Genomic DNA, 14380 nt, shown 5'->3' with positions numbered 1-14380 from the left:
CGCAACCCCGGCTCAAACGCCGCAGATCACCTCCGCCAGAAGCGGCAGGTGATCCGACGCGCGCCGTGTCAACAGCGTCGTCACCACCTGCGACCGCTCCACGCCGATGCCCTCGGACACGAAGATGTGGTCGAGGCGCAGCAGCGGAAAACGCGACGGAAAGGTGCGCGCCGCCCGTACAGACGACAGCAGCTGCACGTCGCGAAACTGCCTTGCGATGCTCTTGTAGGCGGGTGACGAGGGCACCGCGTTGAGATCGCCGCAGATGATCGCGGGCGCCGACTGGAACTCCGGCGAGCCGATCCAGTCGCGGCCGAGCAGCTCGGCCACCTGCCGGGCGCGATCGGTGCCGCGCAGGCCGAGATGCGTGTTCAGGATATTGACGCCCATTCCGTCGATTTCGGCCCGCACCCATATGGCGCCGCGCAGCTCGCCGATGGACGGCAGCGGCCCCGCTTTCATCAGCCGCGTCGGCAGTGCTGTCAGGATCGCATCGCCATATTGTTCCTCCTCGACATGCAGCGCCGGATGGAAATGCGCCTCCATCTTCAACAGCGAGGCGATCATATGCGCCTGGTCGACGCCCCCGGTCCGCTTGCGGCCGACATCTAGCTCCTGCAGCGCGATGATATCGGCGCCGGTCTCGGCGATCACTTCGGCGATCCGCGGCGGATCGATCTTCCGATCGGTGCCGACGCAGCTGTGGACGTTATAGGTGAGGATTTTCAGGGACCGGCCGGTCCCGTCTCGGGCGTTTATGTTCATGACGGGTGGAACCGTCTTCGGCGCTGTTTCGTTCCATCGACAGCCGTCCGGCTGAGCGCCAACAATGGAAATCGCATGAACCCGAAACGCCTGCTGATCAATGCCACGCTTGTCCTGGGACTGCTGCTTGCGGGCTACCTGCTTTACAAGGTCTTCAATCGCTATTCGCTTGACGAGGTCATGACTTCGATCCGGGCGATCCCCGTGACGCGCCTTCTTGCCGGCACCGCCTTTGCCGCGGCTTCCTATGTCTGCCTCACCGGTTTCGACTGGCTTGCATTGCGCTATGCCGGCCGGCCCCTGAGTTACCCCAAGGCCGCGCTCACCTCCTTCACCGCGCTGTCGATCGGCCACAATCTCGGCGTCGCGGCGTTGAGCAGCGGCGCCGTGCGCTATCGCTTCTACGCCCGCTGGGGCCTGAAGGCGGAGGAGGTCGCCAAGGTCATCCTCTTCTGTGGCGTCACCGTCGGTCTCGGCCTCGTCACGCTCGCCGGCATCGCGCTCCTTCTCAACCCGTCCGACGCCGCCAATGTGCTGAAGCTCGATGCCAGCGGCCTCTTCCTCCTCGGCCTTGCCTGCCTTGCCACGCCCGTCGCCTACGTCGTTCTGGCGCTGACGCTGCGCGCGCCGCTCAGGCTGTGGAAATGGAGCTTCCAGATGCCGGGTCCCGGCCTCGCGGTAGCGCAGATCGTCGTCGGCACGGTGAACTTCATCTGCGTCGCCGCCTGCCTGCACCAGATGATCGTCGCAGAGGCCGATGTGAGCTTCGTGAAGACGGCGACGGCCTTCGTGCTCGCCAACATCGCCATTCTCGTGACCCACGTTCCAGGTGGCCTCGGCGTACTCGAGGCGACGGTCAGCCATGTGCTTCCCGGCGCCGCCTCCGTCGGCGCGCTGGTTGCCTTCCGCGTCATCTATTTCGTGTTGCCGTTGTTCATCGGCCTGGCGATGTTCGCGGTCAGCGAGATCGTGATCAGGAAGAGAAAGCCGCGCGATCGCTCAGAGGATCGCCGCGAGCAGCCGCGTCTGGAGGGCGCCGAACCAGAGCCGCGCTCGGTGTAGCGGCCGGAAGGGCCGACGCGGATCGACGATGTCGGTTCCCGGCAGCGGCGAGATGCCGCCATGGGCAAGATCGACCGAGAAATCGCGCAGGCCACGCGGCTGCGTGTTCAGAGCATCGATGGCTGAAATCAGCGACCGTTTTCCGGCGATCGTTTCGGCAACGGTTTCAGCCGTCGTGTCGAGATGCTCCGCCATCAGCTTGTGTCGCAACGCGAGTATGGCATCGCAATGCGCGGCGTTGCCGGCCTCGAAGGCGAGGTCGCATTCCGTATCCAGCCCCTCCGAGCGATTGTTCAGATTGGACGAGCCGATGCGAACGAAGGTGTGGTCGATGATGATGACCTTGGAGTGGATGGTGATCTCGTGCTCGCCGCCCTGTCCGTCCGGTATCACGGAATAAAGCACGCGCAGGCGGTCGTGCTTGTCGACGCGTTTCAGTCGGCGGATCAGCCGGTCGCGATTGCCGCCCATGGTCAGCTTCTCGATCAGCCCGTGCGAACTCTTGGTGACGAGGACCACCACCTCCGGCCCGTCAGCCTCCTTCAGCCGCCGGCTGATCGCCCGCGCCACGCCGAAGGACGCGAGATACTGTGTCTCGATATAGATATGCCGGCGCGCCGCGCGGATCGCGTCGCGCGTCAGCCGGAACGCCTCGTGTCGTCCGCGCTTGCCGACGAGACCAGGCTCGGTGAGTGCGATTGCCGTCCGGGCATTGTTCAGATCCGCATTCATCCCGATGGGCCACAGCGGCTCGCGGTCGCCGTTCAGAGGCTGGATCGTCTGCCCCGTTGCCCGTGCCCAACGGCGGCGTGCCACGTCGCCGATCTGCCTGGCGGCCTCGCCCGAGACCATCGTCTGGATATCGTGGACGGGACTGTAGGGTCGACCGTCCGGCGCCTTGCGCAGCGGATTGTCGATGCGATGATCCGGTTCGTCCCAGCGTCTGGCCGTGAGATCGATGCCACCGAGGAAACCGAGGCTGTCGTCGATCGCCACCAGCTTCTGGTGATGGCACCCGCGCAGCGGATGGCGCAGGTCGAAGCGTAGCGAAATCTGCGGATGGCTGGAGAAGTTGCTCTGCCTGAAGAGCTTCAGCGACTTGCCGGAATAGATCGGCCCCATGCCCCAGACGAGGATGCGAATCTGCAGCTCCGGCCGCGCATCGGCAAGCGATAAAAGAAGTTCGCCGAGCGTCTCGGAGCTGACACGCGGGCGTAGCCGGATATCGGGATTGAAGTCCCAGCCGACAATCCAGATCGTCTCGCGTGCCGAGCGCAGGGCCGCATCCATCGCCGCGAAATAGGCGCTGCCGTCGACCAGGAAGGCGGCCTGCTCGGCCTTGCCGACCCGCCAGACGTTCTTGCCCGGGCGGATGATCGGACCATTGGCTGATCGCGTTCCCTGAACCGTCTTGCGCTTCACCGCGGCGATGTAGTCACCGATCTTCGCTGTCTTTCGCCAGCTCTCGCCAGCACGCAAGTCCGTCATCTCGATCGCGCCCATAGTTTTCCGTGGCCGAGTAACGCGCGACGCGCGCATCGGTTCCGCTGGGAAATCAACGTTTCACGGGAGAATCAGACCGGCTGCACCGACCGCACCGTGCCGTTGTTGTCGACGATGCACGAGAACTTCCGGCCGCCGGCATCGAGATCGACGCCGAAGGTGCCGTCGGGCAGCAGCCGCGAACTGGTGGGCAGCACCTTGGCGCCGGCGCCGGCCGCGCCCATTGCGGCGTTGGCACAGAGCAATTGCAGATCGGCCGGCGCCGTCTGCGTGCTGGTGCGCGACATGTTTTCCGGCGGCGGAGGCGGCGGCGTGCAGGCGCTGAGGAGCACCGCGCCGACGAACAGAGGGCCGAAACGGCCGGAAATGCCCTTGGCAATGATATCTAGCAACGCCTTGTCCCCCGATTGACGTGATTATCGAAACGCCTGAGCTCACACACCCTTGTAGAGCGCCGCCCCCTGCATCAGCACGATCACCTTGGCGCCGATCTTGATGCGCGAGTAGAGATCGGTGATGTCGTTGTTGTTCATGCGGATGCAGCCCGAGGACACGTCGAGGCCGATCGTCCAAGGCTCCGCCGTGCCATGAATGCGGTAGATCGTATCCTGGTTGCCATCGAAGAGATAAAGCGCCCTTGCGCCCAGCGGATTGTCGGGGCCTCCGGGCATTCCCGCCGCCCATTTGGCCGCGTTGGCGTCACGCGCCACCATCTCGGCCGGCGGCGTCCAGGTCGGCCATTCCGCCATGCGCCCGACGCGCACGATCCCGGCCCAGCCGAAGCCCTCGCGGCCGACGCCGATGCCATAACGGATCGCCTGCCCGCCCGGCTGTGTGAGATAGAGGAAATGCTGGTTGCCGTCGATGATGATGGTGCCCGGCGGCTCGGCGGTGCGGAACGGCACCGTCTGCATCCGGAAGGCCTCCGGCGGCAGGTTGTTGCGCGCGTAGTATTGCCGCGCCTTCTTCTTGTCGTAGTCCACCCAGGTCCGCGTCTTCGGGTCGTAGATCTGCGTCTGCGCCAGCGCCACGATCGGCCCCAGCACGGCGACGGCGGCCATCAGGACGAGCGCCAGCCGGCGACGGCTGACGGCGCTGCTTTTCGTGGCTCGAGGCTTGGCTGATATCGTCATGGCTTCGCCCACCCATCGATACGCGCCGCGTTCTTCTCGACCCATGCCTTGGCGTAATCGGCGGCACTCTGGTGCTCGACCTCGACGGCGTAGCTCATCGCGGTCGCCTCCTCGGGCGTCAGGTCCACCTTCTCCAGGAAGGCCGCGACATCGGCGTGTTTCTTGGCGAAGCCCGTCGCATAGGCAATGCCGAAATGTGCCGCGTCCCAGGCTGTCGATGCTGTCGACTTGCTGATCCACAAGGGATCGGCACCGCTTGCGAGCTGCCACTTGGTCGCGTCGTGCGGCGGCTCCGATATCCTGACGATCTTGTGCAGGTCGAAGATGAAATGCGGCGCATAGCAGGCAAAGACCATCGGCTGGTTGGTGGCGATAGCTGCATCCAGCGCCACCATCGCGACCTCCTCTTCCGCCTCGACGAGATTGAGGGTCTTGGCATAGCCGTAGGTATTGGCCCGCACCCGCTCGATGCCCGTCGACGACCATGTCGGCGCCCCGATCCACATTTCGCCCTTGCCGTCTCCATCGGTGTCGAGGATCGCGGTCTTTGCGGGATCGCCGAGATCCTCGATGGTCTTCAGCCCCTTCTCGGCGGCCGCCGGCGTGGCGCAGATGCCCTGCCAGGCTTCAACCGAATGCTTGGTCAGCGTAACGACACCCTTGTCCGTGACGTATTTCTTGATCACGTCGTTGAGATTGGGTTGCCACACCTCGGGATGGATATCGACGGTCCCGGCTTCCAGTCCGTTGAACGCGATCAGCGTCCCGAGCTCCTTCACCTCCGCGTCGAGGCCGAATTCCTTGGCGATGCCGAGCTTCAGGATGTTCGCCGTCGCCTGCCCCGACGGCCAGTTCGGCATGGCGATGACAAGGTCGGCGGCAATGGCCGATCCACCAGTGACGCCAGACGATGCAACAAGTATCGGCAATAGAAAACGGAACGCCATGCACTTCGCCATGTCCTGCCCCCAACATGCGACGATGGATCGTAGTTCTGTACGAATGCACTCCCGGCGCGAACGTTGCACACGCCGATAGCCGCCGTCAAGCGAGTGTTTTAGAGTATGCGAATGCGCGAATGTTTGACACTTTGCGGCCCTACCGGTCGCCGAGACCTGCCGCCCATGCCGCGACCGTCGCCGCCATCGTCGCCAGATGGTCGCCCGTAGAGAAGCCTGATACCGCCTTGCGCGGCTTCAGATCGTGGTCCCCGTCCTCCAGCCACAGGATCTCGATCGCCGCCGACAAGGGATAGCGCTCGACTTCCTCTCGGCTGCCAAATTCGTCGCGCGTGCCCTGGCAGATCAGCGCCGGCGTTTTCAGTGTTTCGAGATGCGCGGTCCGCAGTTGTTCCGGTTTCGCAGGCGGATGGAAGGGGTAGCCGAGGCACAGGAGCCCGGCGATCTCGCCCTTCGCGTGAAGCTCGTCCGCAGCCATGCTCGCGACGCGCCCACCCATCGATTTCCCACCGATGATCAGGCGGCCCTTCGAAGCTAGTTCGGAGACGGCAGCGAGATATTCCGGGATCAGCCGCTCGGCGCGTGGTGGCGGGGTCCCCGCTCCCGATATACGGCGTGCGGCCATGTAGGAAAATTCGAAGCGCGCCACGCGGAACCCGGCCTTCGCCAGCGCCTCGCTTGCGGCGACCATGGATTTCGAATCCATCGCGCCACCCGCGCCATGCGCCAGAAGAATCGTTGTCGGGGCATCTTCCGGCCCGATGATCAGGAACCTGTCGCTCATAGCGTCAGTCATAGGCGATTGGCCTCACGCAGGCCATAGGGCCTTAGTCAGTGAAGCCGGGGAATATCGGGAAGGGACGCGAATTCGGCGCCCAGCACCTCGTTCATCGCGACCAGGATTTCCTTGCGTGAGAAGCCGGCTTGCTCGAACCGGGTTATGATCTCATCGACATCAAACCGGAGTTCGTTGCGGCAGGACGCCACGCGATCGGCGGAAACGAGGAGAACGTCTTCAAGGATCAACATCATTAGCTCCTTCCTTCTGCGATCAACCATTGACTGCGCTAAAGGTTCCAAGCCGGACGGTTGACCGATCGCGCGGCTTCCTGCTTCTCCTTCAGGAACAGAAGCCTACATCCGTCACAGGCGAACCAAACTCAACTATGGCGTTTATTCAAATTTTGGAATATTAATGGTGGGTCGGATGTGCCGGGATCATCGCCCTCACATTCCGCTCCTTCCCTTGCGCATGACAACTTGGTTTCAACATCGGATCCGCCGGCACATCGGGCGGTCGAAAGGAGATGTTATGCCTGGCAATGCGAACATGGTCACCGTCTGGGAAAAGGACCCCTCGTCCGGCCGGACACGGCAGGCGCCGAAACCAGACGTCAACAAGCTGCCGCTCGGCTTCTATTTCCCGCCGCCGGAACCGCCGGTCAGCGACGATACCGACAGCGAGGACTTTCGCTACTGGGTCGCGGCCGAAGCGCTGAGAAGGGGCGCCGATTTCTGGACCCCGTGCCTCGCCCCACCGCCCAAGTGGGCTCCCGGCAACACGCTGCAGGTTCGCCCGGACACCATATATGACGATCTGAACTCGGACTATGACGGGGCTGTGCTGACCTTCTCCCATGGTTCGGCGCCCGCCAATCCGGGCCTGGTCGTCTATGCCGGCGCCACGCCCGACATTCTCTGCCACGAACTGGGCCATGCCGTCCTGCATGCGTTGAACATAAACCTGTGGCCCCCGGGAGGCACCGAACTCGAAGCCTTCAAGGAATCGTTCGGCGACATGAGCGCCATTCTTTGCGCGCTTCAGGTGTCCGAGTTCCGCGATACACTGCTTGCGGAGACCCAGGCCGCCGGCAATTTCTGGATCAGCTCCAGCCTGTCGCGCGTTGCCGAGCAGTTCGGCAAGGTGGTCCGTGCCGTGGCGCCCGAGGATGCCGACAAGGATTGCCTGCGCAACGCGTGGAATCATCACAATTACGAGGCTCCCGCCACGATCGCCAATAGACAAGGCCCGGACGTGCTCACGGTCAGTTCCCACTCCTTCTCTCGCGTCTTCACGGGGGCGTTCTACGAGGCGTTCGCGGCGATGTTCACCGCCAGGGCGGCCAACAAGGCAACGCGGAGCCTGGAGTTGCAGATCGCGAGCACGCATATGCGCGACATCCTCGCCGCGAGCGTGGTCAACGCTCAGCGCCGGGACGACTTCTTCGCACACGTCGCGGCGAGGATGGTCGATGCCAGCGCCGGCAAGGATGCATCCTACCCGGCCATCTTCACGGATGTATTCACCCGTCGATCCATCCTGCCGGGCGCCATCGCTTGAAGCAACGGCAAATACGCGCTTCGATTGATCTCGAAACGGCGCGATCTAATCTTCGAGTTGTCACGCTTTATATTTGAGCGTAATCTAAAGTAATGAGCGACGACCATGGCAGATCCGGTCGTTCCGTCAGGGGCATTGCGACAAGACTTGAAAGCATGCGGCCACGCCGACATCGGCGCGGCGGCAGGGGCGTTTGCGCGCCCGCAACCCGGGAACGACCGTGTCCCGGCATGAACCGAGAATGATCGAACTCTTCAACGATGGGAGCATGACATGGCATCCATGAGGAACGGATCAGCAGTTCTCGCCCGCACCGCGGCATCGGTTGCCGCGATGCTATTCGTGACCGATGTCGCCATGGACGCCGCCCACGCGCAGAGCGGCACCGTAGCCTGCACTATCGTCAACCGCGCGCCGCTGACCAGCGTGACCAATCCCCCGCCCGCCGATCGCCAGGAGATCATGGATCTCCTCCATCGCTACAACTGGGCGCTCGACGAGGGCACCTTGGTCGATCTGGATCCGCTTTTCGCGGCCGAGCCCAGCTACGAGCTGTGCAATTCGCTCTTACTGCAGCAGGAGACGCGCAGCGGCAAGCAGCAGGTGCTGAGCTATCTTGATGGCCTTAAACTCGAAGTCAAAAGGAGCGCGGCCGGTACCCGTCATATCGAGAGCAACACGCTCCTCAACGCAGTGAACGCGGACACGGTCGAGGGTAAATCGACCGTCCTCGTGACGATCCAGTTCAGCGGCATCGAAACACCGGTCCTGGATTACACCGCGAAACTCGCCTCGACGTTCGTCCGGGAAATCGATCCCGCGAAACAGGCTCCTGCATGGAAGATCAAGTCGTTGATCCTTCTGGCCGACGGCCCCAAGATCGTCCTTCGGGCGCGCTAGCAACCGGTGAGAGATGGAGGCGCGCATGCGGTTCATCGATACGGAATGGCTTCTCTCTCTTGCCGCCACCTCGGTGCCGATCGCAGCACTGGCCTGGGCGATGATGGCCGATGACGCCAGACCGAATTCGCGCGGGGCTACGGATTTGCAAATCATGTCCGCGGAGATCGTCGATCGCCTGAACGGCGACATCCTCTGGGCGCCGGCCACGGCAAGCACCGATGTCGTCACCCGCATGGGCGACGAGGCCCGCTCGGTCTTCGGCCCGATCCCCGACATCGATTGCGGCGACGCGTCCGCGAAGACGATCCCTCTCGAAATCGACGGCAATATCGTCGATCTCAAGCCGAACCCCGGCAAGGCCGGCCATCCGCTCGAATTCGAGCATCGCGACATCTCCGGCGCCGTTGTGAAATGGACAAGCGAGATCGCCGCCTGCGACAAGCCCTCGCTTGCCGGAAACGTCACCTATTGCGGCATGAACTCGCGCGTCACCCGCAAGGTGAAGGGCAGCGTCGAGTGGGTCGCGCTCTGCCGCAAGTCGCGGGCGAATCTCGAGATCGACCCCGAACCCTATTGGCAGGAGAGCGATCCGACCTTCGCCCGGCTCGGCATCATCGGCTTCAACCGGCTGACCGGCGAAATCGTCTTCTTCGACGGCGCCAACGACAGGCATTCTTTCGACTGGCGGAAGCCCTTCGTCCCCCCCGGCGGTCATTCCTATTTCGACCAGGAGGGTCGCGCCGCGGCGTCAGTGCTCTACGATCCCGGTTTCGAGATCCAGTGCTCCGCCTGCCACGACAACAAGAGCCCCTATGTGATCAGCCCGCACATCGCCCAGGCTCGGATCGGCTACCGCGATGGCGCCACGGGCGCTGCGGCCCGGGCCTTCAGCCTCGGCGACTATCTGCCTAGAACCCCGCATTCGGAGGATCTGCCTTTCCGCGTCATCGGCTCCGCCTACACCGCGATCTACGGCAACGATCTTGCCCGGGCGCAGACCGTTCGCGACCCCTCCGGCACCTGCACGGAATGCCACACCTTGACGACGGGAATGACCGGCCAGCGGCTCGCCGCCGATGCCGCCGGGCGCGACCCTTTCGTGGCGGAGCCGGATTGGACGCAACTGGTCCGGCTCCGCGCCGAGCAGACCAAGCTCGACCAGATCGCCGGCCACCGCACCCGGTGGGCGACACGCGCCGGCGCCGGCGGCATTCATCCGTGGATGGTCCCGAAGGAGGGCGGCAAGGTCGCCAGCGCGCCCTCACAGATCACCGAGAGCGACTGGCAGGCGCTGAGCAACTGTCTCTGGCAGGCAGGCGGCGCGGAATGCGGCTACCGGCCACTCTATACCCCCTGCCCGCCCCCCGCCGACCCCTTCGGCGACAGCGCGCAGCCATCGGCTCTCACGGCGACCATCGGCCCGCCGGCACCGGGCGCGATCGGCGCCGACCGGCTGCTCAGCATCGGCTGGTCCTATCTCAACGACTACGGCCACGTGCCGGAGCGCGACGACGTTCGCTTCAATCTCGTCGTCCGGTCGTCACCTGTCCCCGCATCAAGCGATCCGCCAGCGCAGGCGGATTATCCCACCGTCGCGCAAGCTCGCGGCGACGCCTTTGTCCCTTTCTCAGGCGAGGTCGGCGCTTCCGGCGACGCGATCCTGATCCGCGACATCGCCTACACCGGGCATCGCCGCTTCACCGACCCGATGCCCTCGACCACGCCCCGCCCCTACCGGATCGACCTGCCGGTCCAGTGCAACAGGCGCTATCTCGCCCGGCTGCTGCCGAAGCGGTCCTGCTTCGACCAGACCGGCACGCGATACGCCGACAAGGCAATTCCGATCTACGCCGACATCGCCTGCAACTAGGTCCGCCCCCTCGGAAATGCTACTCTCCACACGCAGGAATATCCCCATGGACGACATCGCACACTGGCTGGAAAGACTTGGGCTCGCGCATCTCGCGCCCCTTTTCGCACGCGCCGAGATCGACATGGAAAGCCTGCGCCTGCTGACGGAAGCCGACCTCAAGGAGATGCAGGTCGTCCTCGGCCCGAGACGCAAGATTCTGGCCGCCATCAAGCAACTGGTCGCCGAGGATGCCGCCGCTGCCACCTCCGTCGAACGTCGTTCCTTGACGATCCTCTTCTGCGATCTGGTCGGCTCCACCGAATATGCGACCAGCCTCGACCCGGAGGATTTCACCAAGCTCACGCAGGCCTATCTCGCCGAATGCACCAGCGCCGTGCGCGATCACAACGGCATCGCCGCCAACTATATTGGCGACGCCTTCCAGGCACTCTTCGGCTATCCGGTGGCGGAAGAAGACGATGCCGAGCGCGCCCTCGAACTCGCCTTCGATATCCTGCGCCTCGTCCCAGATATCGCGGTTCCCGATGGCAGCTCGCTGCGTGTTCGCATCGGCATCGCCAGTGGCCTTGTCGTCGTCGGCGATTTCATCGGCGCGCCTGCCGGCGTCTCGACGGTCGCCCTCGGCTCCATCCCCAATCTCGCGCAGCGCCTGCAGTCGCTGGCCGAGCCGCAGACAGTCCTCACCGACCAGAAGACCCATGACGCGGCGTCCGGCGCCTTCGATTTCACCGATCTCGGCATGCGCCGCCCCAAGGGCTTTCCCGCCGACGTCCATGTCTGGCGAGCCGACGCACCGAAGATGGTGGAGAACCGTTTCTCCCGCCGCCTGCAGCTGACCGAACTCGTCGGCCGCCAGTCCGAGATCGATGAGCTCGTCGGCCTGTGGCGGACGATGAACGCGGATTCCAGGGGGCGCGCGGCCGTGATCATCGGCGAGCCGGGCATCGGCAAGTCGCGGCTGGTATACGAGGTGCAAAGGCGGCTTGGTCCGTGCAGGCAGATGACCCTGCAATGTGCCGGCGCCTATGCCAACAGCCCGCTTTTCCCGTTCCTGACGCTCTTGAAGCGCCACGCCGGCATCGACGCCGCCGATCCGCCGGAGACAGCATTGGCAAAGCTCGAAGCTGTCCTTTCGCTGAGCGATATTGCCCTCTCGGATTCCTTGCCCACATTCGCCGAGTTGCTCGGCATCGAGCAGTCCCGCTATGCCATGCCCCGCCTTGTGCCCTCGCGTCAGCGCCACCTGTCTAGGCGCATCCTGATCGACTGGCTGCGCCATGTTACCGACGAGGGGCCGGTTCTCTTGAGCATAGAGGACGAACACTGGATCGACCCGTCGTCGCGCGACGTGCTGCAGGCGCTCGTTGCCGAGGCGCCCTCGTACCGGATGCTGATCCTGATCACCACCCGCGAACGCCAGTCCTGGATGCCGCGCGACGATGGCGCTCTCCGTGCTCTGCATCTCGATCGCCTCGACGAAAGCGAAACGCAGGCGCTGGTGCGCAATCTCGTGGCCGACCAGAGCCTTTCGGCGGAGGCAAGGGCTCGGCTGCTCGAAAAGAGCGAAGGCGTGCCGCTCTATGTCGAGGAGCTGGCGCGCGCCTTCCTCGACAGCGATGCCACGTCGGAAGACGCGGTGCAGACGCCTGCCATACCGGCGATCGGGCTGCCGAGCTCGATCCAGTCCTCCCTGCTTTCGCGCCTCGACAAGATCGGCCCCGGCAAGACCATCGCCCAGGTCGCGGCGGTCGTCGGCCGCGAATTCGATGTTCCGCTAGTCGCCGATCTGTGCGGTCTCGCACCCCCTGCCCTCGTGCCGATCCTCGATCGCCTGACCGAGGCCGGATTGATCGCGCCCCTTCAGGACACCGGCGGGCGCCGCTACGCCTTCGCGCATGCCCTGCTTCAGGAAGCGGCGCGCGAAACGCTGCTGCGCGAGCGGTCAAGGGAACTACACGCCCAGGTCGCTCGCGCCATCGAACGCCTCTATCCCCGGCAGGCCGGCGAGCATCCGGAAGTGCTCGCCCAGCACTTCGCCGAAGCCGAGCTATTCGAACGCGCCGCCGACTGCTGGCTGGCTGCCGGGCTTGCGACCGCCAAGACCTGGGCCAAGGTCGAAGCGGCCAACATGTTCGCCAACGGCCTGGATTGTCTGGCGAAACTGCCGGCGTCCGGCAAGCGCGACCTCATGCAGCTGCGCCTGGAGCTGGAGCGCGGCGATGTGCTCTACGCCACCTTCGGCTACGTCACGCCCGAGGGAAGCGCTGCCTACCGCAATGTCATGCGGCTCAGCGAAACGCTCGGCGACGTCGAGGCCCCGATCCGCGCTCTGGACGGCCTGTTCGGCATCGCCTTCAATTCCGCCCGCTTCGCCGATGCCGAATGGGCCGCCGACGAGCTGCTCGACATCGGCACCGCGCGCAACAGCCTGAGGGCACTGGTGCTCGGCATGCAGTTCAAGGGCATGTGCCTCTTCTGCCAGGGACAATTCACCCAGGCGAAGGATTATCTGGAGCGGGCACTGCAGCATCTCGACCGCGCCGAGGAAATCGGCAGCGATTTCCCCAGCATGAGCATGCTCTATCTGTCGTGGACGCTGCAGATCACGGATGACGAGGCCGGCGCGATGGAGCTCTATCTCGCCGCCGAGAAGGACGCGCGGCGCCATTCCGTCTATAGGCTCGCCGCCTGCCTCGGCAATTGCTGCGTATTGCACGCGATCCGCGACGACTACCGGCCGCTGCGCGAGAAGCTCGACGAACTCTCGGCGCTTGCAGCCGAAAACGGCTTTCGCATGTGGCTGAACGTCGCTTCCTTCTTCCAGGCCTGGATAACGGTAAAGGCGGAGCGGGATCGCGAGGCGCTGGAAAGGATGCGCAAGACCTGCGAAAACCTCGGCGACCAGGAAATCGACAAGACCTGCTATCTGGCGTTGCTTGCCGGCGCCTACATCGCCATGGACGATCTGGTGCAGGCGACGGTGACGGTTTCCGCCGCGCTCGATCTCGTCGCCCACACCGGCGAGAACTACTTCACCGCCGAACTGCTGCGCCTGCAGGGAGAGATCAACGCCCGTCTCGACCCCTCGGGCCTCAGCGCCCGCGCCTCCTTCCTGCAATCGCTCGAAGTCGCCCGCCACCAGGGGGCGGATCTGTGGACGTCGAAGACGCTGGCCAGCCTGTCCGCCCTTCCCTCGGGCGGCTGAACGCGCGCGGATCGTCCATCGGAGGCTGCGCGTAACATACCGTATCATACCCCTCCCGGCCGGTATGATACTGCCTTCCCTGTCGCAAAGGCCGTATCATCGTTGCAACGATCAAGGAGCCTGGAGGACATCGACATGACAGCGACATCCGCGCCCCATCCGATGGGCAGCGCCGAAGACCTACGCAAGAAAGCCCTTGAGCTCCAGATGGCGGAAATGGAGCGCGACGAAAAGATCAAGGCGCGCGAAGCGAAGAAGCACGCCGAATTCGTGGAGGATTTCTTTCGCGAGCACATCGGCGAGAAGGAACGCGCCATGATCAAGCGTCTGGTCATGAAGGCGGCGGCCGATGGCAAGTTCGAGGCGATGATCTACAGTTTCCCCTCGAGCTTTTGCGACGATGGCGGGCGCGCCATCAACAACAGCCTGCCGGGCTGGCAGAAAACCTTGCAGGGAAAGGCGAAGGAGATCTTCGATCTATTCGAGGAACTGGCGAAGCCGCAGGGCTACGGCCTCAAGGCGCTGATCATCAACTTTCCCGAGGGCATCCCGGGCGACGTCGGCCTCTTTCTGACCTGGGAACCGCCGATCGATTGAGGCGTCGGTGCGCCGAGCGGCAATTCACGGTCAAGGGAG

General features: G+C 64.3%; 13 protein-coding genes. 6 read left to right on the top strand and 7 right to left on the bottom strand.

The annotated features are described in order from the left end of the window. Positions 1–12: 12 nt before the first annotated feature. On the bottom strand, positions 13–765 hold the full coding sequence (locus QTL95_RS06945) for an endonuclease/exonuclease/phosphatase family protein (RefSeq protein ID WP_289719251.1): 753 nt from the start codon (positions 763–765) through the stop codon (positions 13–15). A gap of 75 nt (positions 766–840) precedes the next feature. Between QTL95_RS06945 and QTL95_RS06940 the strand changes: the two genes are divergently transcribed. Beyond that, positions 841–1827 carry a lysylphosphatidylglycerol synthase domain-containing protein gene (locus tag QTL95_RS06940; protein ID WP_289719250.1) on the top strand — a complete coding sequence of 329 codons (987 nt, stop codon included), beginning with the start codon at positions 841–843 and terminating at the stop codon, positions 1825–1827. On the opposite strand, the gene QTL95_RS06935 is transcribed toward QTL95_RS06940, so the two are convergent. The 6 genes from QTL95_RS06935 to QTL95_RS06910 all read right to left on the bottom strand — a co-directional run bounded on the left by QTL95_RS06935 (position 1765) and on the right by QTL95_RS06910 (position 6451). After that, positions 1765–3315: a phospholipase D-like domain-containing protein gene (locus QTL95_RS06935; RefSeq protein WP_289719249.1), complete on the bottom strand. Its 1551-nt coding sequence runs from the start codon at positions 3313–3315 to the stop codon at positions 1765–1767. The two genes, QTL95_RS06940 and QTL95_RS06935, sit on opposite strands and share 63 nt — an antisense overlap. 86 nt (positions 3316–3401) lie before the next feature. Further along, positions 3402–3722: a hypothetical protein gene (locus QTL95_RS06930; RefSeq protein WP_442981266.1), complete on the bottom strand. Its 321-nt coding sequence runs from the start codon at positions 3720–3722 to the stop codon at positions 3402–3404. 42 nt (positions 3723–3764) lie between these two features. Beyond that, a complete protein-coding gene (locus QTL95_RS06925) occupies positions 3765–4391 on the bottom strand; it encodes a L,D-transpeptidase (RefSeq protein WP_289719578.1) in 627 nt (208 codons plus the stop codon). A 68-nt stretch (positions 4392–4459) separates the two neighbouring features. After that, positions 4460–5410, bottom strand: coding sequence for an ABC transporter substrate-binding protein (locus QTL95_RS06920; protein WP_289719248.1), 951 nt, complete (start codon positions 5408–5410; stop codon positions 4460–4462). Between the two features lie 151 nt (positions 5411–5561). After that, positions 5562–6206: an alpha/beta hydrolase family protein gene (locus QTL95_RS06915; protein ID WP_289719247.1), complete on the bottom strand. Its 645-nt coding sequence runs from the start codon at positions 6204–6206 to the stop codon at positions 5562–5564. Between the two features lie 47 nt (positions 6207–6253). After that, a complete protein-coding gene (locus tag QTL95_RS06910; protein ID WP_289719246.1) occupies positions 6254–6451 on the bottom strand; it encodes a hypothetical protein in 198 nt (65 codons plus the stop codon). 283 nt (positions 6452–6734) lie between these two features. On the opposite strand from QTL95_RS06910, the gene QTL95_RS06905 reads away from it, so the two are divergent. From QTL95_RS06905 to QTL95_RS06885, 5 genes are all read left to right on the top strand, one after another. Further along, the gene (locus QTL95_RS06905; protein WP_289719245.1) at positions 6735–7763 is read left to right on the top strand and encodes a hypothetical protein; all 1029 of its coding nucleotides are present in this window, start codon (positions 6735–6737) and stop codon (positions 7761–7763) included. Positions 7764–8036: 273 nt separating this feature from the next. Then, complete coding sequence (locus tag QTL95_RS06900) at positions 8037–8663, top strand: nuclear transport factor 2 family protein (RefSeq protein ID WP_289719244.1); 627 nt, start codon at positions 8037–8039, stop codon at positions 8661–8663. 25 nt (positions 8664–8688) lie between these two features. Further along, positions 8689–10536, top strand: coding sequence for a hypothetical protein (locus QTL95_RS06895; RefSeq protein ID WP_289719243.1), 1848 nt, complete (start codon positions 8689–8691; stop codon positions 10534–10536). A 46-nt stretch (positions 10537–10582) separates the two neighbouring features. Further along, positions 10583–13744 (top strand): ATP-binding protein, encoded by a 3162-nt coding sequence (locus tag QTL95_RS06890; protein WP_289719242.1) that lies wholly within the window; start codon positions 10583–10585, stop codon positions 13742–13744. A gap of 162 nt (positions 13745–13906) precedes the next feature. Then, complete coding sequence (locus QTL95_RS06885; protein ID WP_442981271.1) at positions 13907–14341, top strand: hypothetical protein; 435 nt, start codon at positions 13907–13909, stop codon at positions 14339–14341. The last annotated feature ends 39 nt before the right edge of the window (positions 14342–14380 follow it).

The organism is Rhizobium sp. S152, from assembly GCF_030380735.1.
Lineage (GTDB): Bacteria > Pseudomonadota > Alphaproteobacteria > Rhizobiales > Rhizobiaceae > Rhizobium.
This window is presented reverse-complemented; position numbering and strand designations above follow the sequence as displayed.